24 protein-coding genes and 1 pseudogene are annotated in these 22153 nt (G+C 60.0%); 11 read left to right on the top strand and 14 right to left on the bottom strand.

Features of this window, described 5'->3' with window-relative positions; translation table 11 throughout:
- Nucleotides 1-3: 3 nt before the first annotated feature.
- Entirely contained in the window at nt 4-726 is a 723-nt protein-coding gene (gene pcsA / locus AC1D2P_RS18360) for a phosphatidylcholine synthase (protein ID WP_477757472.1), read from the bottom strand.
- A gap of 286 nt (nt 727-1012) precedes the next feature.
- Here pcsA and AC1D2P_RS18355 point away from each other — a divergent pair, with 286 nt between their 5' ends.
- Nucleotides 1013-1738, top strand: a complete 726-nt coding sequence (locus tag AC1D2P_RS18355) for a tellurite resistance TerB family protein (RefSeq protein ID WP_477757473.1) — start codon at nt 1013-1015, stop codon at nt 1736-1738.
- A gap of 16 nt (nt 1739-1754) precedes the next feature.
- Here the strand turns inward: AC1D2P_RS18355 and AC1D2P_RS18350 are convergent, their stop codons facing one another.
- On the bottom strand, nt 1755-2186 hold the full coding sequence (locus tag AC1D2P_RS18350) for a cupin domain-containing protein (protein ID WP_077430337.1): 432 nt from the start codon (nt 2184-2186) through the stop codon (nt 1755-1757).
- Between the two features lie 179 nt (nt 2187-2365).
- Between AC1D2P_RS18350 and ligD the strand changes: the two genes are divergently transcribed.
- A complete protein-coding gene (ligD, locus tag AC1D2P_RS18345) occupies nt 2366-4927 on the top strand; it encodes a DNA ligase D (protein ID WP_477757474.1) in 2562 nt (853 codons plus the stop codon).
- Between the two features lie 54 nt (nt 4928-4981).
- Here the strand turns inward: ligD and AC1D2P_RS18340 are convergent, their stop codons facing one another.
- From AC1D2P_RS18340 to AC1D2P_RS18330, 3 genes and pseudogenes are all read right to left on the bottom strand, one after another.
- On the bottom strand, nt 4982-5656 hold the full coding sequence (locus AC1D2P_RS18340; protein WP_046027745.1) for a DUF3313 domain-containing protein: 675 nt from the start codon (nt 5654-5656) through the stop codon (nt 4982-4984).
- A gap of 47 nt (nt 5657-5703) precedes the next feature.
- Complete coding sequence (locus AC1D2P_RS18335) at nt 5704-6972, bottom strand: OmpP1/FadL family transporter (protein WP_109784577.1); 1269 nt, start codon at nt 6970-6972, stop codon at nt 5704-5706.
- Nucleotides 6973-7040: 68 nt separating this feature from the next.
- Nucleotides 7041-8550: pseudogene (locus AC1D2P_RS18330) on the bottom strand (sulfatase-like hydrolase/transferase).
- Nucleotides 8551-8856: 306 nt separating this feature from the next.
- Here AC1D2P_RS18330 and AC1D2P_RS18325 point away from each other — a divergent pair.
- Both AC1D2P_RS18325 and AC1D2P_RS18320 read left to right on the top strand, forming a co-directional pair.
- Nucleotides 8857-9687 carry a DUF2092 domain-containing protein gene (locus tag AC1D2P_RS18325; RefSeq protein WP_477757475.1) on the top strand — a complete coding sequence of 277 codons (831 nt, stop codon included), beginning with the start codon at nt 8857-8859 and terminating at the stop codon, nt 9685-9687.
- Nucleotides 9688-9699: 12 nt separating this feature from the next.
- Entirely contained in the window at nt 9700-10452 is a 753-nt protein-coding gene (locus tag AC1D2P_RS18320; protein WP_077430332.1) for a hypothetical protein, read from the top strand.
- A gap of 14 nt (nt 10453-10466) precedes the next feature.
- On the opposite strand, the gene AC1D2P_RS18315 is transcribed toward AC1D2P_RS18320, so the two are convergent.
- Genes AC1D2P_RS18315 through AC1D2P_RS18305 form a run of 3 tightly spaced genes read right to left on the bottom strand, consistent with a single transcriptional unit; the run spans nt 10467 to nt 12038 of the window.
- Nucleotides 10467-11006: a hypothetical protein gene (locus AC1D2P_RS18315; RefSeq protein ID WP_046027741.1), complete on the bottom strand. Its 540-nt coding sequence runs from the start codon at nt 11004-11006 to the stop codon at nt 10467-10469.
- Between the two features lie 11 nt (nt 11007-11017).
- Complete coding sequence (locus AC1D2P_RS18310) at nt 11018-11419, bottom strand: hypothetical protein (protein ID WP_046027739.1); 402 nt, start codon at nt 11417-11419, stop codon at nt 11018-11020.
- A 49-nt stretch (nt 11420-11468) separates the two neighbouring features.
- Nucleotides 11469-12038, bottom strand: a complete 570-nt coding sequence (locus AC1D2P_RS18305; RefSeq protein WP_109784581.1) for an RrF2 family transcriptional regulator — start codon at nt 12036-12038, stop codon at nt 11469-11471.
- A gap of 247 nt (nt 12039-12285) precedes the next feature.
- Here AC1D2P_RS18305 and AC1D2P_RS18300 point away from each other — a divergent pair, with 247 nt between their 5' ends.
- Nucleotides 12286-13488, top strand: coding sequence for an NAD(P)/FAD-dependent oxidoreductase (locus AC1D2P_RS18300; RefSeq protein WP_477757476.1), 1203 nt, complete (start codon nt 12286-12288; stop codon nt 13486-13488).
- A 60-nt stretch (nt 13489-13548) separates the two neighbouring features.
- On the opposite strand, the gene AC1D2P_RS18295 is transcribed toward AC1D2P_RS18300, so the two are convergent.
- From AC1D2P_RS18295 to AC1D2P_RS18285, 3 genes are all read right to left on the bottom strand, one after another.
- Entirely contained in the window at nt 13549-13980 is a 432-nt protein-coding gene (locus AC1D2P_RS18295) for a nuclear transport factor 2 family protein (protein WP_109784583.1), read from the bottom strand.
- A 116-nt stretch (nt 13981-14096) separates the two neighbouring features.
- On the bottom strand, nt 14097-14348 hold the full coding sequence (grxC, locus tag AC1D2P_RS18290) for a glutaredoxin 3 (RefSeq protein ID WP_109784584.1): 252 nt from the start codon (nt 14346-14348) through the stop codon (nt 14097-14099).
- A 30-nt stretch (nt 14349-14378) separates the two neighbouring features.
- Nucleotides 14379-14897 carry a carboxymuconolactone decarboxylase family protein gene (locus tag AC1D2P_RS18285; protein ID WP_109784585.1) on the bottom strand — a complete coding sequence of 173 codons (519 nt, stop codon included), beginning with the start codon at nt 14895-14897 and terminating at the stop codon, nt 14379-14381.
- A gap of 135 nt (nt 14898-15032) precedes the next feature.
- Here AC1D2P_RS18285 and AC1D2P_RS18280 point away from each other — a divergent pair, with 135 nt between their 5' ends.
- The 3 genes from AC1D2P_RS18280 to AC1D2P_RS18270 all read left to right on the top strand — a co-directional run bounded on the left by AC1D2P_RS18280 (nt 15033) and on the right by AC1D2P_RS18270 (nt 17841).
- Nucleotides 15033-15863: an AraC family transcriptional regulator gene (locus AC1D2P_RS18280; protein ID WP_046027733.1), complete on the top strand. Its 831-nt coding sequence runs from the start codon at nt 15033-15035 to the stop codon at nt 15861-15863.
- Between the two features lie 91 nt (nt 15864-15954).
- Nucleotides 15955-17166: a hypothetical protein gene (locus tag AC1D2P_RS18275; protein ID WP_046027732.1), complete on the top strand. Its 1212-nt coding sequence runs from the start codon at nt 15955-15957 to the stop codon at nt 17164-17166.
- Between the two features lie 36 nt (nt 17167-17202).
- Complete coding sequence (locus AC1D2P_RS18270; RefSeq protein WP_109784586.1) at nt 17203-17841, top strand: Vgb family protein; 639 nt, start codon at nt 17203-17205, stop codon at nt 17839-17841.
- Here AC1D2P_RS18270 and AC1D2P_RS18265 read toward each other — a convergent pair.
- Nucleotides 17838-18107 carry a hypothetical protein gene (locus AC1D2P_RS18265; protein ID WP_046027728.1) on the bottom strand — a complete coding sequence of 90 codons (270 nt, stop codon included), beginning with the start codon at nt 18105-18107 and terminating at the stop codon, nt 17838-17840. The genes AC1D2P_RS18270 and AC1D2P_RS18265 overlap by 4 nt on opposite strands.
- Before the next feature lie 325 nt (nt 18108-18432).
- On the opposite strand from AC1D2P_RS18265, the gene AC1D2P_RS18260 reads away from it, so the two are divergent.
- Nucleotides 18433-19515 carry a hypothetical protein gene (locus tag AC1D2P_RS18260; protein ID WP_109784587.1) on the top strand — a complete coding sequence of 361 codons (1083 nt, stop codon included), beginning with the start codon at nt 18433-18435 and terminating at the stop codon, nt 19513-19515.
- A gap of 2 nt (nt 19516-19517) precedes the next feature.
- The gene (locus AC1D2P_RS18255; RefSeq protein WP_109784588.1) at nt 19518-19871 is read left to right on the top strand and encodes a DUF1428 domain-containing protein; all 354 of its coding nucleotides are present in this window, start codon (nt 19518-19520) and stop codon (nt 19869-19871) included.
- Nucleotides 19872-19885: 14 nt separating this feature from the next.
- Here AC1D2P_RS18255 and AC1D2P_RS18250 read toward each other — a convergent pair whose 3' ends face one another.
- The gene (locus AC1D2P_RS18250) at nt 19886-20080 is read right to left on the bottom strand and encodes a hypothetical protein (protein ID WP_046027717.1); all 195 of its coding nucleotides are present in this window, start codon (nt 20078-20080) and stop codon (nt 19886-19888) included.
- 61 nt (nt 20081-20141) lie between these two features.
- Here AC1D2P_RS18250 and thpR point away from each other — a divergent pair, with 61 nt between their 5' ends.
- Nucleotides 20142-20681, top strand: a complete 540-nt coding sequence (thpR, locus tag AC1D2P_RS18245; protein WP_046027715.1) for an RNA 2',3'-cyclic phosphodiesterase — start codon at nt 20142-20144, stop codon at nt 20679-20681.
- Nucleotides 20682-20946: 265 nt separating this feature from the next.
- Here the strand turns inward: thpR and AC1D2P_RS18240 are convergent, their stop codons facing one another.
- Nucleotides 20947-22044: a polyamine ABC transporter substrate-binding protein gene (locus AC1D2P_RS18240; RefSeq protein WP_477757477.1), complete on the bottom strand. Its 1098-nt coding sequence runs from the start codon at nt 22042-22044 to the stop codon at nt 20947-20949.
- Between the last annotated feature and the right edge of the window lie 109 nt (nt 22045-22153).

Here is a 22153-nt window from a genome sequence, read left to right as displayed (position 1 = left end):
GCGTTACGGGTGCCGCGAGCCGTCATGCCACTCCAGCGCCGTGCGCCAGAGGCAGATCCCCAGGAAATACGCCGACATCAGCAACCAAAGCCCCATCACCATCGGATTGATGACGGGATGGTTGATCACCAGCGACAAACTGCACAGCAGCCAAATGGCCGTCACCGCAATGTTGATCGGCATGAACTTGCGCACGCGAAACGGGTGCAGGAACTTCATCCGTGTCACGGTCAACAAGGCCAGGCCAATGACGGTGAGCAAGGTGATCCATGGCGTCGGCGCGATGATGTACAGGCACAGCGCAACCACATTCCACGCGGCCGGAAAGCCCTGGAAGTAGTTGTCTTTGCTCTTCATGTTGACGTTGCAGAAGCAGAACAGCGACGACACCAGAATCAGCGACACGCTCAGCAGCAGCGTGTAGTCCGGCAGCGGGATGTAGCGATGGATGAACAGCGCCGGGATAAACACATAGGTCAGGTAGTCGATCACCAGGTCCAGAATCGAACCATCGAAACTGGGCAGCACCGATTGCACATTGACCTTGCGCGCCAGCGCGCCATCCAGCCCGTCGACGATCAGCGCGACGCCCAGCCACAGCAGGCACTGAGTCGGCTGGTTATCCAGCAATGCCAGGGTGGCGAGGAAGGCAGTCACCACGCCGGTGGCGGTAAAACCATGGGCGCCCCAAGCTTTGAGCCTGGCAATGTGTACGGTCGAAATCACGGGGGCGTTCTCCAGTAAATGAAGCAAGCCTGTTATCACCCCTTCAAGTGGGGGTGTCGGCAAACCGGGTCGGTTGCAGGTATCGACCGGGAATCCGGGGATAAGGTTCAGCGTCTGTAAATCTTAGCTGCATGGCAAGAAAATACCTCGGATAAACGCCGGGCGTTCGAGGAAACGCCGACGCTGGCGCAGCGTCTGATTTCAGCAGCCCAATGGTCGTGGCGCATTTGTCGGTGAGGACTATCGTTGCCTGACCGGATCAACTTCTCTTGAAGAGGACAGCGTCATGAACACCAGCGATCTGCTCGAACAATTGCTGCGGGCCGGCCAGGGCTCGCTGGGTCAACAGGGCGGCGGTGGCGCGTCGTCTCAAGATCCGCTGGGCGGACTCGGTGGCTTGCTGGGTGGCCTGGTGGGCGGAGGGGGCGGTTCAAGCAGTGGCGGTGGCGGCCTGGGTGGATTGCTCGGCGGTTTGCTCGGCGGTGGTTCAGCGACGGGTGGTTCGACCCAGAGTCGCTCCGGTGGCGGCCCCAATTACGCGGCCTTGGCGTCGCTGGGAATGATGGCATTCCAGGCGTATCAGAGCTGGCAGCGCAGTCAGGCTTCGGCACCCCGACAGCCGCCGCGCACGGCTGATCTATTGTCGGGGCCGGAAATAGAAGACCACAGTCATGCCGTGTTGCGTGCATTGATTGCGGCGGCGAAAGCCGATGGCCGCATTGATGCGGCCGAGAAGCAGCTAATCAGCGCTGAAATCGGCAAGCACACCGATGACCCAGACCTTCAGCAATGGCTGGATGAAGAGGTGGCCCGGCCGCTGGATGCCGTCGATGTGGCGGTGTCGGCAACGGACCCGGCGATTGCGGCGGAAATGTACCTGGCGAGCGTGATGCTGGTGAACGATCAGGGGGACGCCGAGCGGACCTATCTCGACGAATTGGCAGCGGCGCTGGAGATTGATCCTGAACTGCAAGTGCATCTGGAGCAGCAGGCCAAGGGAGGCGCGGCCTGAGCGGCTGTAACGGACGCTACAGCAGAAACGTAACGCCATGCGCCGCGGCGATCTCAAGGATCCGCGGCAAATCCTCCGGCACCCGCAGCCGATCCACCGCCGCAAAGAACTGCCCGCCCCTTGGATCGGAGACTACACCAATCATTTTCGCGGTCGGGCTGAGGTTCTTGTAAGCATGGATCGCCCCACCGGGAATATGCACGTAGCCCCCGGCTGACACCGTGGTGGACGTGCCCGCTACCGTCACTTCGACCTCGCCGTCGACCACATAGAACGCTTCATCCCACGGATGAAAGTGCGGCGGCGGCCCGCCCCCTTGCACGCCTTCCTGAATGTGCATTTCAAAAGGCTTGCTCAGATCGCCGCCGGCGAGAATCGTGATCGCCTCGCCGACGACATTCACCGGTGTCGGCGTTTGGGCTTGCTCGATGATGTGAACCGTTCGCATGATTGCTCTCCGCAGGATGAATCCGCACTGGCTGAGTATATTCACCCGCGAGCCGTCGGGTGCCGCGCCTGAGGCCCGTTTGTCCGGACGGTTTGAATGCCGATGGAATTTTTATCTGGCCCGGTTGCTCTGCTGATTAGAGACGCCTTCATGACGGCGGCATCGGCAGCAGGTATGCCATGAACAAGACCCTGGATGACTACAACCGCTTGCGCGATTTTTCGGCGACCTCAGAGCCCGTCGCGACCAAACGCCTGGCCAAAAAAAACGCGAAAGACCACGCGTTGCAGTTCTGCATTCAGAAGCATGACGCCTCACGTCTGCATTACGATTTTCGCCTGGAACTTGAGGGGGCGCTGAAAAGCTGGGCGGTGCCTAAAGGCCCGTCCCTGGACCCCAAGGTCAAGCGTCTGGCGGTTCACGTCGAAGACCATCCGCTCGATTACGCGACGTTTGAGGGCAGCATTCCCGAAGGGCATTACGGCGCGGGCGATGTGATCGTGTGGGACCGCGGTGTGTGGATTGCGCAGGAGGATCCGGTCAAGGCCTACGCCAAGGGCAAGCTCAAGTTCGAACTGCAAGGCGAGAAGCTTGGTGGTCTATGGAGCCTGGTGCGCACGCACATGCCGGGCAAACAGGAGCAATGGTTTCTAATCAAGCATCAGGACAGCGCGGCCAAGCCCGAGAGCGATTACGATGTGGTCACCGCCGAGCCCGACAGCGTGCTCAGTGATCGGACCCTCCTGGCCAAACAATCGAAGTCGACGGTTAAACCCAAACCCGTCAAGCAACCGGCACGCAAAGTGGCGACTAAAGAGACATCGGCGCCACTCACCGGCGCTCGCAAAGCCAAACTGCCAGAGCAGCTCAAACCCGAACTGGCCACGTTGGTGGAGAAGGCTCCGGACGGTCAGTGGCTTTACGAGATCAAGTTCGACGGTTACCGGATCATGGCCCGCATCGACCACAGCGACGTCAGGCTCTTCACCCGTAACGGTCACGACTGGACCCACAAACTGCCCAGACAGGCCGAAGCCTTGGCGGCATTGGGCCTCGAATCAGCCTGGCTTGACGGTGAAATGGTGGTGGCCAACGAGCAGGGCGTACCGGACTTTCAGGCGCTGCAAAATGCCTTCGACGCCGGTGCCAGCGCCAACATCGTGTACTACTTGTTCGACCTGCCTTATCTCAACGGCGTGGACCTGCGCGAGGTGCCGGTCGAAGAACGCAGGGTGGCGCTGTCGACCGTGCTCAAGCTCAATCATGACCCGCTGCTGCGCTTCTCGGATTCATTCGCTGAAGCACCAGACGCCTTGCTCAACAGCGCCTGCCAAATGCAGATGGAAGGGTTGATCGGCAAGCGCATGGGCTCACCTTATGTGTCACGACGCAGCAGCGACTGGATCAAGCTCAAGTGCAAACATCGGCAGGAATTCGTGGTGGTCGGCTACACCGATCCGAAAGGGTCGCGTCATGCATTCGGTGCCTTATTGCTCGGGTTGCACGACCGTGACAGCGCTCAATTGCGTTACGCCGGGAAGGTTGGCACCGGATTCAACGAGACGACGCTCAAGCGCATCTTCGAACAGCTCAAACCCTGGCAGACGAAGAAGCCGTCGGTGGTCAACCCACCGAGCGGTTTCGAGGCCAAGGGTGTGCACTGGCTCAAGCCCACGCTGCTGGCCGAAGTGGCGTTTGCTGAAATGACCAAGGAGGGCTCGGTGCGCCATGCGGTGTTCCATGGCCTGCGCGAAGACAAACCCGCCAAAGGCATCACTGAGGAGCGTCCCCACGTGGTGAAGACCCCAGAGAAAAAAACCGCCGGTGCGCAACCTGCACCGTCGCAGGCTGGCCTGGTCAAGGGCGAGGTGCGCATCACCCACCCCGACCGGGTGATCGACGCCACCACCGGGACCACCAAAGTTCAGTTGGCCGAGTATTACGCCAGCGTTGCGCAGTGGATTTTGCCCGAGCTCAAGGACAGGCCCGTGGCACTGGTTCGTGCACCGGAGGGGATCGCTGGTGAGTTGTTTTTCCAGAAAAATGCCGAGCACTTGGCCATTCCAGGCATCACCACGCTGGACAAGGCACTCACCGGCCAACCGGTGATGATCATCAACAACGCCCAAGCGCTGATTGGCGCCGTGCAAATGAGTACCGTGGAGCTGCACACCTGGAATGCCACCGCCGATAATCTCGAGCGGCCCGATCGTTTCGTGCTCGACCTTGATCCGGACCCGGCGCTGCCCTGGAAAAGCATGGTCGAGGCGACTCAGCTAACGCTGTCGGTGCTCGATGAACTGGGGCTCAAGGCCTTCCTCAAAACCAGCGGCGGCAAGGGTATTCACCTGGTGGTGCCGCTGACCCGCAAGCAGGGTTGGGACGAGGTGAAGGACTTCAGCCATGCGATTGTCAGCCACATGGCGAAGCTGTTGCCGGAACGCTTTTCTGCCGTCTCGGGGCCGAAGAATCGGGTCGGGCGGATCTTCATCGATTACCTGCGCAACGGTCTGGGTGCCACCACCATTTGCGCCTACGCCGTGCGTACTCGTGAAGGTTTACCGGTGTCGGTGCCAATCTTTCGCGAGGAAGTGGCCGAGCTCAAAGGGGGGAACCAATGGAACGTGCACAATGTGCATGAGCGTCTGGCCGAGGTGGGTGAGGGGCCTTGGGCGGGCATGAGGAAAACCCGGCAGACGATTACGGCCGAGATGCGGCGACGGGTGGGGATGAAAAAGTAATCGGCAGTGAGGATGCCGGCGCCCCTTCAACAGGGCGCCAGCCGGCGCTCTTTGTTACTTGATGAATTGCAGGAGGTCGGAGTTCAGCTTGTCGATGGCCGCTTTAAAATCCTTGGCAGTGACGTTCTGGCTTTCGTTTTCCAGGGTGGTACCAAAGACCTTGCGCACGACTCTGCCCACGGTCTGGTTGGTTCTGGCATCGACGAATTCAGCTTCGATATACAGTTCGGTGTCCTGGTCACGATGACCGGTGGCTGCCTGTGTCGCCCCGACAACGGCAGCGATCGGCACCACTTCATACCACTTCATGCCTTCGTTCGAGGCGCTGACCCCGGTGATCGCCGCACGCAAGATCAAGGTTCTGGAGCCGGCCGGTGCTGACGCCGAGTTGGTCACAACCCGGTATTTGGTGCCCAGCGTGGCTTTGGCTTTGCTGGTCATGTAGCTCTGAATATCGGCCAGCGTCTGCTGATTCACCCGCTCGTTGGGTTTCGGCGCCGGGTAGAATTCCAGCTTGTTGAACGCCACGGTGTCATACGCATTCGGGTTCCACGATGGGCTCACCCAACGCATTGCCGTACCACCGCTGGGCGTTTCGACTTCCTGCAGGTTGTTGTAGCTCGACAGGTAACCGGAATATTGTTCCTTTTCCGTGACCTTCGAAGTACAACCGCCAAGCAAGACGCCGGTCAGTGCAGCACCGATGAGCAAGTTTCGTGACAGATTCATAGTGGTGTTTACTCCATGGTTTGAGTCGTGTTGTTCATTGCAGTGCATCAAAAACGCCAAGTCATGTTGCCGGTCAGGGCTTGAATCCAGGCTTTGTCGAATTGACCGGAAATTCGATCGCCTGACACGGCCTTGGTCTGGTTGTCGGGCATGTCGTCGAGCCAGATCATGGCCCAGCTGACATTCACGTCGGTGTCCTTGTTCAGAGCATAGGTGGCTCCTGTGGCAATGCGCCAAGATTCGTTCATCGGCAAGATAACGGAGCGATTGCTGTCCGAGACCGCGCTGCTGTCGTAGGCCATACCGACGTTCCACAACCATTGTTCGGTGGCCTGGTATTGCGCGCCCAGCGAAAGGTGCCAGGTGTCCTTGAACCCGGCGTCGACCGTTTTCGATTGAGCCCCCAACGCGCTGGTATCGACCTCCACCCCGATCTCACCGAACTCAGACCAGTCCTGCCAGTTGGCCGAGGCCAGCAAGGCCCATTGGCGGTCGAGTTGCTGGTACAGGCTCAGGGTCACGGTCTGCGGCACTGATGTGTCGATTTTAGTGTTGGTGTTGTTGATGCGATCCAGCAGGCGGCCGTCGCCTTTCACATCCAGCCGATCCTCGAAGTCCAGATCGACTTTGCTGGTGTAGGTCAGGCCGATGCGCGTACCGGGTTGTGGTGCGTAGATGACCCCAACGTTGGCGCCATAGCCCCAGGTGCCATCCTTGTATTTGAACTGGCCATCTGCGCGGTCGGTGAAGCCGAAGGGAGAGCGGTCAATGGCGGTATCTGCCTTCAATATGCCGTACATGGCTTTGATGCCCACGCCCACCGACCACTGCTCATTGAAGCGGTAGGCCACGCTCGGCACCAGGGACAAACCGAGCAGGCTGACGTTCTGTGCGAAGTACCGCCCGGACCAATCGTTGTCGTAATTGAGTGCCAGCCCGAAGTCGCCGTACTGGCCGAAACCGACGCTCCAGTGATCGTCGAGTTCATGCGTGACAAAGAAGCTGGCGCCGGGAATCGGATCGAGGGCATTGCCACTGTTACTGCCTGAAACGTTGGTGCCGGAGTCTCGATCGAAACTCAAGTCGCCATAAAGCACCTGCAAGCCTGCGGTGATTTGCGTGCCGGGCAGGTAACTCATACCCGCCGGATTGCTGGCGATGGTCGAGGGGCCTTGAGCGCGCGCAGCGGCACCGGCGTTGGCCAGGCCGGCGTTATCGGTGCCGATTTCGTAGAGCATGATTCCGCCAGCCCAGGCTTGCTGGCAGCAGAGCGCAAGAAGGGTGAAAGTGGGTAAAGCAACTGTTCTTGTTCGCATGGTTTCCCCCCAGGAAATGTCCCTTCAAACAAGGGTGGCTGGCGCCAGCCACCCCTGGATTCTGCTGGTTACTTGGCCATGGCTGCCCGGGCCGCTTCGATCTTGGCCTTGACCGAGTCGAGGTTGAAGCTCGCGCCTTTTTGCATCGGCGGGAACTCGATGGCGGTTTCAGCCAGTTTGGCGACCTGTTGCTGGACAAACACAAAACGCCAGAACTGATACTTGAACCAGTCAAAGTATTGTGTCGAACCTTGCGCGGCCCCATTGTCCGCCCAGCCCATGCGTTCGAACGGGTCGAGCCGCAGGTTGGTCAGGTACGGCACGTCCACCGCAACCTTAGCTCCCAACCAGGCACTTGGCTGGTCAATGAAACGATATTTGTAGTCATCGATGCGCACTGCACCGAGGGTGCTCTCTCCAAAGTAGAAGATCTCGTGGCGGTTCGACGGACCCTTTCCGGTAATCATCGGCGTCTGGTCGTAACCGTCGAGGTGCACTTTGTAGGTGGTATCGCCCAGTTGTTTACCCTTGAGCAGTTCGGCGGTGATGTTCGGGTTACCCGCTGCCGCGACCAGGGTCGGGAACCAGTCCATGCCCGACATGATGCCGTTGGCGACCTGGTTGGCCGGTACTTTGCCCGGCCAGCGAATAATCGCCGGTACCCGGAAGCCGCCTTCCATAATGGTGCCTTTGCCCATGGCAAACGGGGTGGTGCCGCCATCCGGCCAAGTGAAGTTCTCCGCGCCATTGTCGGTAGTGAAAATGACGATGGTGTTATCGGCCAGCCCGTCTTTTTTCAGCTTGGCCATGACATCGCCAACGACGTCGTCAAGTTGCGCCATGCCGGCTTCCTGTTCCGACCAGCCGTTTTCCGAGTTGCGCATGGCTTCGTATTTATCGGACAGGTGGGTAACGATGTGCATGCGAGTTGGATTGAGCCAGACGAAGAAGGGTTTGTTGTCCTGCTTGGCCTTGTCGATGAAGGTAAAGGTCTTGTCGCGGATCTCCTCGTCGACGGTTTTCATCCGCTCTGGATACAGCGTGCCGGCGTCTTCGATTTTCTGTTTGCCGACCTTGCCCCAACGCGGCATCACGGTGCTGTCATCGGTGGTGGTGGCCCAACTGTGGACCATGTTGCGTGGGCCGACAGTCGCTAGCAGGTCTTGCGGATAGTTGGGGTGCGCCGGGTCTTCCATGGCGTCGAGGTGATAGAGGTAGCCAAAGAATTCGTCGAAGCCGTGTACCGTCGGCAGGCGAGCCGGCCTGGCCGACCGTGGTCATCCCGGTGCGGATCGGCAGTTCACCGGTGATGAAATTGGCGCGCCCGGCCGTGCAACTGGCCTCGGCGTAATAATCGGTGAAGCGCATGCCTTCGGCCGCGAGCTGGTCGAGGTTGGGGGTGCGGCCGGCCATCATGCCCTGGTTGTAGACACCGATATTCGACCAGCCGATATCGTCGCCCATGATCACCAGGATATTAGGGGCCGATTTGTCTGCTGCCTGGGAGATGCCGGGTAGAGCCATTGCAGACAACAGCACCGATGCGGCGAAGAGCCTGGAAAGCTTTGTCTGGTTCATGTGGAACTCCTGCTTGCGGGAATGGGGTGTCGAAACAGGTCCCCCGACCGGTAGTGAAAATGGCTTTCCCCCGCAAGAGCGTAGTACGACCTGCGAAATATTCAGCAGCAATTGGCCGAAAAAGTGCCGTTGTCGCTCAGGCAATCAGTTTTTTTTCTTATTTGATGATGATTTTCATCGGGTGGAGGTGGCCGGGCTTGCACGCAGTGGTCATGGGCAATGGCGGGATGATCGGAAAATATTCCGTCTGGTTCCGGGGCATTGCTAGACTTTAGTGCTCCAACAGATCTCGGTGGAGAGCAAGCGATGCCGTCTTTCCCAACGCAGGCCCGATTGTTCTTCTTTGGCTGGCTGGTGTACTTGTTTGCCGGTCCTTTGCACGCGGCACAACCCGCTGTTGAGGCGGCGCCAGCCATGCAACTGGAACCCAAGGCGCTGGACGTTCTCAAGGCCATGAGTGCCAAGTTGACGAGCACGCCGGGCATGAGTTTCAAAGCCATTACCACTTACGAAAAACCCAGCCGACCGGGGCCACCTCTGGCCTACAACACCGTCGCGTTGGTGACCGTGCAACGGCCAGATCACCTGCGCGTTTTAACCTCGGGTGACGGCCCGGCGACCGAGTTTTACTACGACGGTAAACAGGCCTATGCCTACGCACCGAAGGAAAACCTGCTGGCCCAGGCGGACGCGCCACCCACTATCGATGCGACGCTGGAGGCCGCGTACCAGCGAGCCGCGATCTACTTTCCCTTTACCGATGTGATCGTCGCCGACCCCTACAAGGATTTGTCGAAGGACCTGCGCCTGGCGTTTTACATCGGTCAGTCCACGGTGGTTGGCGACACCACCACCGACGTCATTGCCTACGCCAGCGATACCGTGTTTGTGCAAGCGTGGGTCGGTACGCAGGACAAGTTGCCGCGCATGCTGCGTGCCGTGTTTCGGGATGATCCGACGCAATCGCGGCATCAGGTTGCGTTCAGCGACTGGAAGCTCGAATCGGCGATGCCTGAGCAGTTCTTCAAGCCACAGAACAGTGAGAAGGCGCAACGCATTCAGTTTGCCCCGCCACCGGGCATGCGCGCCCCTGCAGGGGTTAAAGAACCGGTGGCAAAACCGCAAAAAACCGAGTGAGGTGACTGAGCCATGAGTCGATCAATCTTGACGCTTGCCGGGGTGTTGATTGCGCTACTGAGCTGCAACCAGGCGGCGGCCTGGTCGCATGCCGGAAGTTTCGGTCGTTCGTGGGGGGGCGGGGGAGACTGGAACCGCTCCGGCGCGTTCGGCTCTGCCTCGGGTGGAGATGGCAGCTGGAGTGGAGAGACTAATCGCGGCGGGTCGGCTTCGGGCGGTGACGGCAGCTGGAACGCGTCGGGTTTTCGAGGAGGCTCGGCATCGGGCAACGATGGTAACTGGAGCGCCAGAGACGAGAATGGCGGGACGGCCTGGGGGAGTGATGGCTCGTGGCGCGCCCAGGGTGAAAATGGCGGCACTGCCGCCGGTTATCGCGCAGACGGCTATGGCACCTCGGTATACCATCCGGCCACCTATGGAACCGGCTATTACCATCCGCCAACGGCAGTCATTGGCAGCAGTGGTTGTTACAACTGTGGCTACGCCCCGGCAGCCGTGGCCGCTGCAGGAGCGGTGTCGGGCGCGGCTGTCGCCAGCGTCGTTGAAGACAATGCCGATAATGATGCCTATAGCGCCGGTTATAACGCTGGAATGGTCGCTACTGCCCCCGAGACGCTGCCCATGGGGTCGACCTTTGCCACGCTTCCTTCCGGCTGCGGGTTGATCGCCGGCCCAGCTGGCACGTTTTATCAGTGCGGGAATTCTTGGGTGCGCCCTGCCTATGGTGCCAACGGCGTCTACTACACCGTGGTGCCGACGCCATGATCCATTGAGCGGTTTTACCAGCGAAACATCGGCAATGGCTTGAGCGGGGAGCGCAGGAACTGCCGCGCCGTGAGCCTGATCAGCATCCTGTGAAAGCCATGATTGGGAAACGTCGCCTTCACCGTTTTGATGTAAGCCCTTGGCAGGCCGAACGTCATCAACCCCAGGGACACATCGATCACATCGGCTCGCCGGAAAGGCTCGACGCTGAGTGCATGGGCGGCGCGGTAAGGCCGCACTTTGTGGTGTTCCAGGATAAGCGCCGTCACTTCGTCGCCAAGGTCCGTCAACTGCCGACTGGCGAGGTACTCCATGGCCTGCTGGACCGACGGTTCCAGGTAGTCGATGGTCCCGTCAGTCCAGATGCCCAGGTCATGAAACGCCGCCGCAATCTGCACCGCCTCCGATGGCAGTGAATCAGTGCCGCTGATCGCGACATAGAAGTTCAGCATCCGATAAATATGATTGCGGTACGCCGTTAGATCAGCACCGATGGCCAGGGCGTAGGACGTCAGTATGTCGTCGGTGACGGGGAACTCCATCACGAGATTCATCGTTACTGCCCTCAGGCATCACGCAACAGGTCGTTGGCGTTGAGGATGTCATAAGCGATTTCCGGGCGATTCTCCAGGCCTCGGCGAATCGCGGCCGGGATTGACTGGCGGGTTTTTCGGCACAGCCCGGGCTGTTCGCCGAGGGTGATGCCGATGCCGCGCATGGTGCGTACTTCGTTGAAGCTGGGGACGATCTCGACGCGGATGCCCAGTTGCTCGTACATGCGGTTTTGCAGGCGTTCGAGGTCGGCCAGGCTCTGCAAGTTTTCCAGTCGATCGAGCAGGCGTTTTTCTTCCTGGCGGGTCAGAAACAGGATGCGCACGTCCGCGCCCGGTGTTTCCAGCAGCGGGTCACGCCCGCAGGTGCAGGCGCCGGGCGGGCAGGGTGAGCGGATCGGAGCGGAGGTCGTCATGGGGTTCAATCATAGAGCGCTCTAATCCGGTTTGCCCATAGGTGATTGGTCAGTCGGAAACATCGGTCGTCGGAATGATTTGCTCATCCTCGACCGGTGCACTGATGGCGGTTTTCTTTTCCCGCCGATCATTCATCCAGTTGTTCAGTTGGGCACCGAATTCGGCAGGCGCTTTGCGCCCGACCCTTCTGGCCAAATCGAGAATGGTTTGCTGGGCGAGCGCTTCTTCCATGCGCTTTTGCGCGGTCATCATGACCGCGTGCACCGCGCAATTACCGTCCAGGGCCCACTCCGGTGGGGAGCCGTCGAACAGGGCGCAGCGTCCACGGATTTCGCGGCAATCGAAGATCCGCTTCTGGCCGTCGATGGCGTTGACGATGTCCAGCACGCTGATTTCGTCCGCCGGGCGCGCCAGTTTGAACCCGCCGCGCACACCTTCGGTGGCGATGACCAGTTTGGCCTTGGCCAGTTTGGTGAAGATCTTGGCCAGGTAATCCAGCGGCACGCCTTGCAATTCGGCGAGGTCGCGCACGCTCGCCTCACGGCTATCGCCGTAATCGCCTACCAGAAAAATCAGGCAATGAATGCCGTATTCAACGCCCGCGCTGTAAAGAGACATTGATATCTCCGACTGAATGAGTCGCCAATGTTATCAGTCGACGGATAGGGAAGCAACGAGCCGTCGACACCCCTAATTAGCCTGGGCGGTCGATGGATGAGAGCTGTTGGCCGGATTGTCGAGGTATCAGGGCAGGTGATGGTAACGATCGATGGAAGGTCGTTGCGTGTTTTAACTCGGATCACTATAGTCGCCGTTGTCGGCTCAACAACGAGCAGAGTCTTTGGTCTTCCCCGGAGTTAAAACGATGAAACAGCACATTCTGGTAATCGGCGCAGGTTTCGGCGGCATGTGGACGGCGTTGAGCGCCACGCGCCTGTTTGACCTTCATGATCATGACGGCTTAGAGCTCACGGTACTGGCGCCTCAGGCCGAGCTGCGTGTGCGTCCGCGCTTCTACGAACCGAATGCTCATCAACTCGCCGCACCGATCGGTGAGCTGTTCGATGCCGTGGGTGTGAAGTTCATCAAGGGCTCCGCAGAGACCATCGATGTGCAGCAAAAACGTGTCGGTTACACCGATGTTTCGGGCACTGCGCAGACGTGCAGCTACGACAAACTCGTTCTGGCCACCGGCAGCCGCCTGGCCCTGCCGGACACCCCGGGTGTGGCCGAACATGCCTTTGATGTGGATCAGATCGAACAAGCCGTGCGTCTGGAAAACCACCTCAAATCCCTGGTCAACCTGCCTGCCAGTAAAAGCCGCAACACGGTCGTGGTGGCCGGTGGCGGTTTCACCGGGATTGAAACGGCGACCGAAATGCCGGCGCGTCTGCGGGCCATCCTCGGCGAGGCCGCGGACATCGAGGTGATCGTCGTCGACCGTGGCGAAAAGGTCGGTGCTTCGATGGGGGCTGAAATCAGCCATAAGATCGCTGAGGCAAGCACTGAGCTGGGCGTGAAATGGCGTTTGAAATCGTCGGTCGTTGCAGTCGACGAGAAGGGTGTGACCTTGGCCGATGGCCAGCGCATCGACGCCAAGACCGTGGTCTGGACCACCGGTGTGCGAGCCAGTTCGCTGACTGAGCAAATCCCCGCCGAACGTGATGCCATGGGCCGTCTGCACGTGGACAGCCATCTGAAAGTCATCGGCCAGGACGACATCTTTGCCACGGGGGATGTGGCGTACGCGGCCAGTGATGACATCGGTAATCATGCCTTGATGACCTGCCAGCACGCGATCTCGCTGGGGCGTCACGCAGGGAATAACGTGGCGGCGCAAATCCTGGGGGTGGACCCGACGCCGTACAGCCAGCCCAAGTACGTCACCTGCCTGGATCTGGGGGCCTGGGGCGCGGTGTACACCGAGGGTTGGGATCGTCAGGTCAAACTGGTCAAGCAGGAAGCCAAAGACCTCAAAACTCAAATCAATACGGTCTGGATCTACCCGCCGGCAGCTGACCGTGTCACCGCATTGGCAGCCGCGGACCCGATGATCCCGGTAGCTTGATTCGATAACGCTGCGTGAATAAAAAATCCCGCTCAAGTGACCTTGAGCGGGATTTTTGTTTTAGATACGGAAAGCCTGGCGGCCAACCAGCAGCCATTGGCCGCTTTTCTTTTGCCAGATCTGGAAGTTCTCGATTTCGGTCGGGACCACTTCGGTGCCTTTGAGGGCTTGCGCCGAGAAATGATTGCGCACCAGCGCGACATCGCCGGAGACGCTGATGGTCTGGTTTTGCATTTCCAGGGTTTTGAACGCGCTTTTGCCCGTTTCGATATCAGCGATGAAGTCGGTCTTGTCCTGAACCTTGCCGCTGGAATGCCCATAGGTCAGGTTCTCGGCGGTCAGCGCTTTAAGCTCGGTGATGTTCTTGTGCAACATGGCTTGGGTCAGATGGTCGACAGCGCTGGCGACCTCTTTCTCGCCGGAGGCGGGGGCGGCCGCTACGTAGCCACTGAAGAGGCATAAAAAACCGACCAGCAGTTTGACGTTCTTCATAGGTGTTTCCTTGTTGTTATGGGAATGGGTGACTCGTCGGTCATCGTACAACCTATGAAGAATTAAGAGAATACCGGCACGACCTGTATTTCAGGCCGCGCCGGGCGTCGTGCATTTCAGGCCAGCATCGACAGTAAACCGCCCTGACGATCCAGTTTGGCCAGGTCATCGAAACCGCCGACATGGGTGTCACCGATGAAAATCTGCGGCACGCTGCGACGACCGCTGCGGTCGAGCATCTCCTGGAATTTGCCGGGATCAACCTGAACGTTTATCTCCTGCGCGGTGACGCCTTTGCTGCTCAGCAGCGCCTTGGCGTTACGGCAATAGGGGCAGGTGTCGGTGGTGTAGATCGTCACGTTGTTCATTGTCAGTACTCCTGAAATCAAGCGCCGGGTTCAAGCCTCGATGGCGGGGAAGTCGATATCGGTCAGGGCGAGGTTGTTGAGGTAGTTGGTCAGCGTCTGCGAGGCCACATGGGCAATCACTTCAATGATCTTGGCGTCGTTGATGCCGGCGGTACGTGCTGCGTCGATTTGTTCGAGGCTCAGGTGGCCACGGCTTTCGGTGATTTGTTGGGCGAGCGTGGCGAAGGCATTCAGTTGGCCGTGCCGGGCGCTGAGGATGTCCTGCGCCGACAGTCCGGCTTTACCGGCAAACAAGGTATGCGCCGCCAGGCAGTAATCGCAGCCGTTGACCTGCGAGGTGGCCAGGAAAATGGCTTCTTTTTCCGTCGCACTCAGGGATGTTTTACCCAGCGCCACGCCTTGTTGCAGGTAGGCCGCCAATACAGCAGGGGCATGGGCCAGGGTTTTGAAGACATTGGGCAAAAAGCCGATTTTTTTCTGCACGCCTTCCAGCAGCGTGCGGGTGGTTTCAGTGGCGTGTTCGAGGCTCAGGGCGGTGATGCGGCTCATGGTGTTGCTCCGTCGATTCAAGCGCGGTGTGCGCTGGGTACGGGGTCTATGCTATGCAACGGCGGTGGCGTTTAGGGTGCAAATCGTCGAGGATATGCAACAGATCGTCCAAACCTGTCCCCCGGGAGTCGTTCCATGGATCGCTTGTCCACCTTGCTCACCCACTTCGGCGTCAGCGCCGGGAGCTTCTTCAGTGGGCGTTTTTGCGACGCCGTGGTCTTTGATGGTGAGCAGTCAACGGGGCACATCCACCTGCTGCAGGCGGGCGAATTGACGCTGAAGTTGGCCGATGAACCGGACCGTTTGCTGACCGAGCCCACGCTGATATTTTTCCCGCGACCTTATCGTCATCGCTTGTTCGCCAGCGAAGCGTCGGGCACGCAACTGGTGTGCGCTTCGCTGGATTTCGACGGCGGCGCCGGTAATGCCCTGGCGACCGCGTTGCCTGACTATCTGCTACTGCCACTGGGCAGCGTTCCGACGATGGCCAGCACGCTGGACTGGTTGTTCAACGAAGCGTTCGGCGACACCTGCGGCCGTGAAGCGATGATGGATCGACTGTTCGAATTGCTGGTGATTCAGTTGCTGCGCCACCTGTTGTCCAGTCGCGATCAGCGTCCGGGCATGATGGCCGGCCTCGCGGATGCACGGCTGGCGCGGGCCATGAACTTGATGCATGACGCGCCTGAAAAGCCTTGGACCGTCGCCCAATTATCGGCGGTGGCCAACATGTCGCGCGCCAGTTTTGCCGAACACTTTCGGCTGGTGGTCGGGCAGACGCCGGTCGACTATCTGGTGAGCTGGCGCATCAGCCTGGCGCAGAAGCGCTTGCGCCAAGGTAAGTCGATTGCACTGATCGCCGATGAAGTCGGCTACGAAAGCCCCTCGGCCCTGGCCCGGGCCTTTCGCCGGAAAACCGGCATCAGCCCGCGTGAATGGGTGCAAGAAGGCAAGCGCGCGCGATAACGCTCGTGGGGTGACGGGCTGTTTGAGGTTCGTGAGATAGACTGATCAGCGGACATCGAACGATGGGAGTGTCGAACGTGGCGCCATTCAAATGGACTCGTTAATCACCGCTGCTGCCCGAGCGCTGGCAGCGGGTGATCCGCTCGGTGCTTTGAACCGGGTGGCCTTGCGCGATGATGCACCGGCGCTGGCACTGCGCGGCATCGCCATGGCCCAGCTCGGCGATCTGGAACGGGCGAAGGCGTTGGTCAAACGGGCGGCGCGTGCATTTGGTGCGAAAGAGCCCATGGCCCGGGCGCGGTGCGTGGTGGCTGAGGCCGAAATTGCGCTGGCGGCGCGCGATTTGAGCTGGCCGGTAAAGGCCCTCGACGCGGCACGGGCGACGCTGGAAGCCCATGGGGATTGGGTGAATGCGGCACATGCGCGGTATCTGGAGATCCGCCGGTTGTTGCTGATCGGGCACCTCGATCAGGTCGAGCAATTACTCGTCCGTCTCGACCCCGCGCCGTTGCCGCCGGCCCTGCGTGCCGCACATGAACTGGTGGTGGCCGGCATTGCGATGCGTCGGCTGGAGATCAAAAAGGCCCGGTCTGCGCTGCAAAGGGCTGAACACTTTGCCGCCGAAGCCGCTATCCCCGCACTGACGGGCGAAGTCGAAAGCGCCGCTCACGTCATGAACGCCCCCGCAGCCCGGTTGATCAGCCGTGGCGAAACACGACCACTGATGCTGGATGAAGTCGAAACGCTGTTCGCTTCAACCTCGCTGGTGGTCGACGCGTGTCGCTACACGGTGCGCGGCGCCGGCATGTCCGTCTCGCTGGGCAGTCGCCCGGTGTTGTTCGCCCTCGCACGGGTGTTGGCTGAAGCCTGGCCGGCCGATGTCAGCCGCGAAGTGCTTATCGCCCACGCCTTTCGCTTGAAACTCAGTGATGAATCCCACCGTGCGCGCTTGCGCGTGGAGATCGGACGGCTGCGGGCGGCGCTTCGACCGTTGGCCGACGTCACTGCGACGAAGCGCGGGTTTGCACTGGTGGCGCCCGACGTCGTGGTGCTGGCGCGACCGGTCGAGGAGCAGCACGCGGCGCTCCTGGCTTTTCTGGCAGACGGTGAATCGTGGTCGAGTTCGGCCTTGGCGATGGCGCTTGGCACCAGTCAGCGTAGCGTGCAACGGGCGCTTGATTCGCTGGCAGTCGCCAGCAAAGTGCAGGCGTTCGGTCGCGGCAAGGCGCGTCGCTGGATGACGCCACCGATGCCGGGATTCGCGACGACTTTGTTACTCACCGCTTTGTTGCCGGGTGATTAGGATCCACTCCACACACCCAGTGAAGAGGATGTACCCATGAAACGTTCATCAGCTGAAATCATCCGCGAATACGGACCTTTTCCCGACGTAAAAAGCGTGCACGGCGTCTCGTTTGACGGCCGGCACGTTTGGTTCGCTTCCGGAGACAAGCTCAACGTCTTTGACCCGGACAGTGACAAGCCGCTGCGTTCGCTCGACATAACCGCAGACGCGGGAACCGCCTTCGACGGCAAGCATTTGTTCCAGATTGCCGGGGAACACATCAACAAAATCGATCCAAAAAGCGGCCGCGTGCTCGCGACAATTCCGGCGCCCGGCGGCGGTACCGACTCGGGATTGACCTGGGCAGAAGGAACGCTGTGGGTCGGTCAGTACCGGGCGCGCAAGATCCATCAAATCGACCCCGAGACCGGGAAAATCCTGCGCACCATCGAGTCCAACCGTTTCGTCACCGGCGTGACCTGGGTGGACGGCCAAATGTGGCACGGCACCTGGGAGGAGGAAGAAAGTGAATTGCGGCGAATTGACCCGATCACCGGCAAAGTCCTGGAGGCTATCGAAATGCCGTCAGGCGTGGGGGTGTCAGGGCTTGAATCGGATGGTGGCGAGCGGTTTTTCTGCGGCGGTGGCAACAGCGGCAAAGTCAGGGCCGTTCGCCGGCCCGTGTCTTCCTAGAACGTAAACTGACGCGACGAGCGGGATGTGCTCTGGGCCAGTTCGATCTCCAGCAGATGTTCAGCCAGCACGTCATTGAGAAAGCGGAACTGATCGTTGAGGCCGACCACTTCGTTGCTGAAGTGGTTGGCTGCTGCCGGTATCAGCAACGCCTCGTAGTGTTTGTCGAACACTAATGACAGCGCTTTGCGCGACACAGATTCCTGTGCGTAGTAGTTGCTGCCGAACACCGGGAAGCTCACTGCCAAAGTAACGGAGTGGATCATGATGCTTGCTCCTCGGTCTGGCCGATGTCCAGGATGAAACGGGAAAAAAGTGTCAGCGTAACGGCCGTCAGGGTCAGGCAGGTCAGGAGATGGATCAACATGATGTGCCCCTCCGATGCGGGGTTTGCGTTGTGATGGGGGGATCGTGCGCCTGACGGTTTTATTGCGGAAGGCATTCGTCGCGATGGTGAATATCGACGGCAATGATGGGGCCCTCAAATCCGCCTTCGATCCAAAGCGAACAAACACCGCGACCTATACTCAAATAAATAGGCCTCTGAGTACCGGGCATTCTGCCCAAGGGCGATTGTAGGAAACCGCGATCTTGAACCTGCGTTCGCTGATCGTCGCCGTATTGGTGGTGTTGGCGGGATGCGCCACGCCTGAGCGTGCCCCGGTGGTGGCGCCGGTTGTGGTGGTGTCCGAGAGCACATGGCGACAGGTGGATCGCGAAATCGTCGTGGCGTCGCAATCGGCCACCGAGCAGACCCGAATCTATGCGCGCGGCGCCATGGATTATTGGCGAACACGGGTTTACCAACTCACCGAAGAGAACTTCATCCCCTGGTTCAGCAGTTACTGGACCCAGGAATGGCTGTCGATGAAAGTCAGCTGGTACACCATCAGCGCCAAGGGCGAGCAGGACGCCTCGGCCAAGCGCCTGGCGGGCTATTTGCTGGAACAATACCAACAACGCGTACTGGCGCCGGTCGCGGTGGAGATTGATCCCGATGCGATTCTCGGCCTGGCCACCGCGTTCTACGTCGATATTCTTCAGGAAGCGCTGCAGAAAACCTCCCAGCGTCACGGCATACCGATGGCCCAGCTCAACGGCCGAATCCAGAAAATCCCGGCCATCGCCCTCGGGCCGCCGCCGGCGCGCAATGCCTCGCTGTATCAAGTCGTGCACACGGCGCCGCTGGACAGCTTGCCGGCCTATGCCGCGCTGATCGACAAGATCCACAAGGCGGGTGGCGACAAGGGCGTGGGCTCGACCGACACCGCCATGGCGCCCGTGGCCAAGCGCGCCAGTCAGCGCATGGAGGCCGAAATGGCCCCCCGCGGTGCGGCCAGCGCCGTGGCGGCTGCTGCCGGGAAACTCGCGGGCGGGTTGATTACCGTCGGTGTGGCCGGGATTCGCGCGCTGATTCAGGCCGCCGACCGGCCTGACAGCGAAGCGCTGATTCGCAGCAGCCTGGGCAACACGTTCGATAAGGCCTGGATGCAGTTGGTGAAAAATCCGACGACCGGCGTGATGGCGGGGACTTTGTACATAGCGGGGCAGGTCGAGGGCAATTTGGCGGCGAGCGCCGAACCGCCGGTCGGCCAGGATCCGGCCACTGTCGAATGGACTCCGAGCCAGTCGACTAACCAGCAGATCGACCCTCAACCCCCCGCAGGAGAATGACCATGTCTTATGTCGATGGCTGTGTGATTGCTGTACCGACCGCCAACCGCGAGCAATTCAAGAAGCACGCCGAAATCACCAGCGCGATTTTCAAGGAGAACGGCGCCTTGAGCATTGTTGAATGTTGGGGTGACGACGTGCCGGACGGCAAAGTGACCTCGTTTCCGATGGCGGTAAAACTCAGGGAAGACGAAACCGTGGTGTTTTCCTGGATCATCTGGCCAGACAAGTCGACCCGCAATGCCGGCATGCAGAAAATGATGGCCGACCCGCGCATGCAACCGGACGTCAATTCAATGCCGTTCGATGGTCAGCGCATGATCTTCGGCGGCTTCAACATCATCTATCAGTCCTGACGCGAACCGTCGGATCACTCCGCGCTCGGGGTGATCCGGCAACTCTTGCGATTACGGATCTCGTTATCCGTCGGCCGCTCCCTGACGAACTCGAAACGCGGCTCACCTTCGCTATAGTGAACCAGCCAGCCCCATTCCAGCTCGGATTCATCCTGCCCCGGTTGTGGCGGCATTGCCCACCATGGCTCTTTGCTGATGATCTCCCGCATGGCCCCCTCCCGTTGTTTTCGGTTGGTTCAACTATAACGTGCATGTCAGGAGGTGCCAGGCATGAGCGACGAATTCCGTGAACCGTTCAAGCGGCTGTTTTTCGCGCTGAGCTGCCCGCCAGAGCAACGCCGGGCCATCGCGCAGTGGCGCAACGCCCTGCAACTGCGCAGCGGGCGCCCGGTGCCGGCGGACAACTTTCACCTGACGCTGCTGTTTTTGGGCGCGGTCGGTGTGGCGCAGATCGGCGAGATCTGCACAGCTGCCGCAAAGGTGCGCGTGCCGGGAGAGCCGTTGCGGCTGGTGCTTGATCGACTGGATGTCTGGCGCCGGGCCGGGGTGTTGGTGCTCGCACCCGAGCAGGCGCCGCCTGAGCTTTTGCGCTTGGTCTATGCGCTGGAGCAGGCAATGTTGCCGTTTGGGTTTGAGGATGCGCCGAAGGAGTTTCGCCCGCATTTGACGTTGATGCGCGACTATCGGATGCCGGTGCCCGAGTCTGCCGCTGCGCCTGAATTTTTCCTGCGTGCTGATCGATTCGTGCTGTTTGAATCGCATAAGGGGCGTTATCGGGCGTTGGCCGAATGGCCGCTCGTTCCTGCATAAAAAAAGGCGCCCGAGGAGGGCGCCTGAATTCACCTAAACCGAGGAAGCCAGGTGAGGCCGTTCTGCTTCAATAGCGTGCAGCGGTGGTAAGGCGCTGCGGGAACGGAAAACTGTAAAGCTGATGATCGTTCCCACGCTCCGCGTGGAAATGCAGCCCGGGGCAAGCCCGGCTCCCACAGGGTTGGCGTCGTAGACAAATCTGTGTTCCAGCACGGAACCTTGTGGGAGCCGGGCTTGCCCGCGATGGCTATCTCAAATTCAGCGATTATTTGCCGAGCTTCACCTTGGTCCAGCCACGGGTCATGATCCGCTGGATGGCAATCGGCTGGTCGGGAATGGCATACAGTGTCGCCATCACCGCTTCCGGCGGATAGGAGCCCGGTTCGTTGCGGATCGCTTCATCCACCAACGCCGTGGCGGCCGAGTTGGCGTTGCTGTAGCCGATGTTGTTGGTGATGTCGGCAATCACGTCCGGACGCATCAGGAAGTTCATGAACAGGTAGGCGTTCTCAACGTTGGCGGCATCACGCGGCATGGCGACCATATCGTAGAAACTGCCAGCGCCTTCTTTCGGGATGCTGTAGTTGATCTTCACCTTGTCGCCAGCTTCCTCGGCGCGGGCCTTGGCCTGCAGCACGTCGCCGGAGTAACCGACGGCCACGCAGATGTTGCCGTTGGCCAGGTCCGAGATGTACTTCGAGGAATGGAAGTACGCCACCGACGGGCGAATTTTCATGAACAGCGCTTCGGCCTCCGCGATGTGTGCCTTGTCCTGATCGTTCACCGGGTAACCCAGGTAGTGCAGGGCGGCCGGGATCATCTCGGTCGGCGAATCGAGGAAGCTGATGCCGCAGGCTTTCAGTTTTTCAGCGTTTTCCGGTTTGAACAGCAAGTCCCAGGAGTTGGTCGGGGCGTTGGCGCCGAGCACTTCCTTGACCTTGGCCGGGTTGAAGCCGATACCGATCGAGCCCCACATGTACGGGAAGGCATGACTGTTGTCGGGGTCGCTGGCGGCGGCGTTTTTCAGCAGCACCGGGTTGAGGTTTTTCCAGTTTGGCAGCTTCGATTTGTCGAGCGTCTGGTACACCCCGGCCTTGATCTGCTTGGCCAGAAAACTGTTGGACGGCACGACGAGGTCGTAGCCGGATTTGCCCGCGAGCAGGCGTGCTTCAAGGGTTTCATTGCTGTCGAACACATCGTAGGTCACGCGGATGCCAGTCTCGTCTTCGAACTTCTTGACGGTGTCCGGGGCGATGTAGTCCGACCAGTTGTAGACGCGCAGTACCTTGTCATTGGCCTGGGCGCCGGTAGCCATTGCGCCCAATAAGGACAGTGTCAGCAGAGTCCTGCCAAGCATTTTCATCGGTACAACTCCATTTCTTTTTTATTCAAATACGCAAAACAGTTGCAGTCATGGCACACCCCTTGTAGCAGCTGGCGAAGCCTGCGTTCGGCTGCGAAGCAGTCGTGAG

It is taken from the genome of Pseudomonas sp. P1_F1_2 (assembly GCF_056405815.1).
The sequence above is the reverse complement of the archived record's forward strand: the minus strand, read 5'-3'. Positions and strand labels throughout refer to the sequence as shown.

Coding starts and splice junctions, on each gene's coding strand:
- thpR (WP_046027715.1), top strand. CDS start 20,142: ATGAGCGACGAATTCCGTGAACCGTTCAAGCGGCTGTTTTTCGCGCTG.
- AC1D2P_RS18315 (WP_046027741.1), bottom strand. CDS start 11,006: ATGAATCTCGTGATGGAGTTCCCCGTCACCGACGACATACTGACGTCC.
- AC1D2P_RS18310 (WP_046027739.1), bottom strand. CDS start 11,419: ATGACGACCTCCGCTCCGATCCGCTCACCCTGCCCGCCCGGCGCCTGC.
- AC1D2P_RS18255 (WP_109784588.1), top strand. CDS start 19,518: ATGTCTTATGTCGATGGCTGTGTGATTGCTGTACCGACCGCCAACCGC.
- ligD (WP_477757474.1), top strand. CDS start 2,366: ATGAACAAGACCCTGGATGACTACAACCGCTTGCGCGATTTTTCGGCG.
- AC1D2P_RS18340 (WP_046027745.1), bottom strand. CDS start 5,656: ATGAATCTGTCACGAAACTTGCTCATCGGTGCTGCACTGACCGGCGTC.
- AC1D2P_RS18240 (WP_477757477.1), bottom strand. CDS start 22,044: ATGAAAATGCTTGGCAGGACTCTGCTGACACTGTCCTTATTGGGCGCA.
- AC1D2P_RS18300 (WP_477757476.1), top strand. CDS start 12,286: ATGAAACAGCACATTCTGGTAATCGGCGCAGGTTTCGGCGGCATGTGG.
- AC1D2P_RS18280 (WP_046027733.1), top strand. CDS start 15,033: ATGGATCGCTTGTCCACCTTGCTCACCCACTTCGGCGTCAGCGCCGGG.
- AC1D2P_RS18305 (WP_109784581.1), bottom strand. CDS start 12,038: ATGTCTCTTTACAGCGCGGGCGTTGAATACGGCATTCATTGCCTGATT.
- AC1D2P_RS18265 (WP_046027728.1), bottom strand. CDS start 18,107: ATGATCCACTCCGTTACTTTGGCAGTGAGCTTCCCGGTGTTCGGCAGC.
- AC1D2P_RS18295 (WP_109784583.1), bottom strand. CDS start 13,980: ATGAAGAACGTCAAACTGCTGGTCGGTTTTTTATGCCTCTTCAGTGGC.
- AC1D2P_RS18325 (WP_477757475.1), top strand. CDS start 8,857: ATGCCGTCTTTCCCAACGCAGGCCCGATTGTTCTTCTTTGGCTGGCTG.
- AC1D2P_RS18355 (WP_477757473.1), top strand. CDS start 1,013: ATGAACACCAGCGATCTGCTCGAACAATTGCTGCGGGCCGGCCAGGGC.
- AC1D2P_RS18275 (WP_046027732.1), top strand. CDS start 15,955: ATGGACTCGTTAATCACCGCTGCTGCCCGAGCGCTGGCAGCGGGTGAT.
- AC1D2P_RS18320 (WP_077430332.1), top strand. CDS start 9,700: ATGAGTCGATCAATCTTGACGCTTGCCGGGGTGTTGATTGCGCTACTG.
- AC1D2P_RS18250 (WP_046027717.1), bottom strand. CDS start 20,080: ATGCGGGAGATCATCAGCAAAGAGCCATGGTGGGCAATGCCGCCACAA.
- AC1D2P_RS18270 (WP_109784586.1), top strand. CDS start 17,203: ATGAAACGTTCATCAGCTGAAATCATCCGCGAATACGGACCTTTTCCC.
- AC1D2P_RS18335 (WP_109784577.1), bottom strand. CDS start 6,972: ATGCGAACAAGAACAGTTGCTTTACCCACTTTCACCCTTCTTGCGCTC.
- AC1D2P_RS18285 (WP_109784585.1), bottom strand. CDS start 14,897: ATGAGCCGCATCACCGCCCTGAGCCTCGAACACGCCACTGAAACCACC.
- grxC (WP_109784584.1), bottom strand. CDS start 14,348: ATGAACAACGTGACGATCTACACCACCGACACCTGCCCCTATTGCCGT.
- AC1D2P_RS18350 (WP_077430337.1), bottom strand. CDS start 2,186: ATGCGAACGGTTCACATCATCGAGCAAGCCCAAACGCCGACACCGGTG.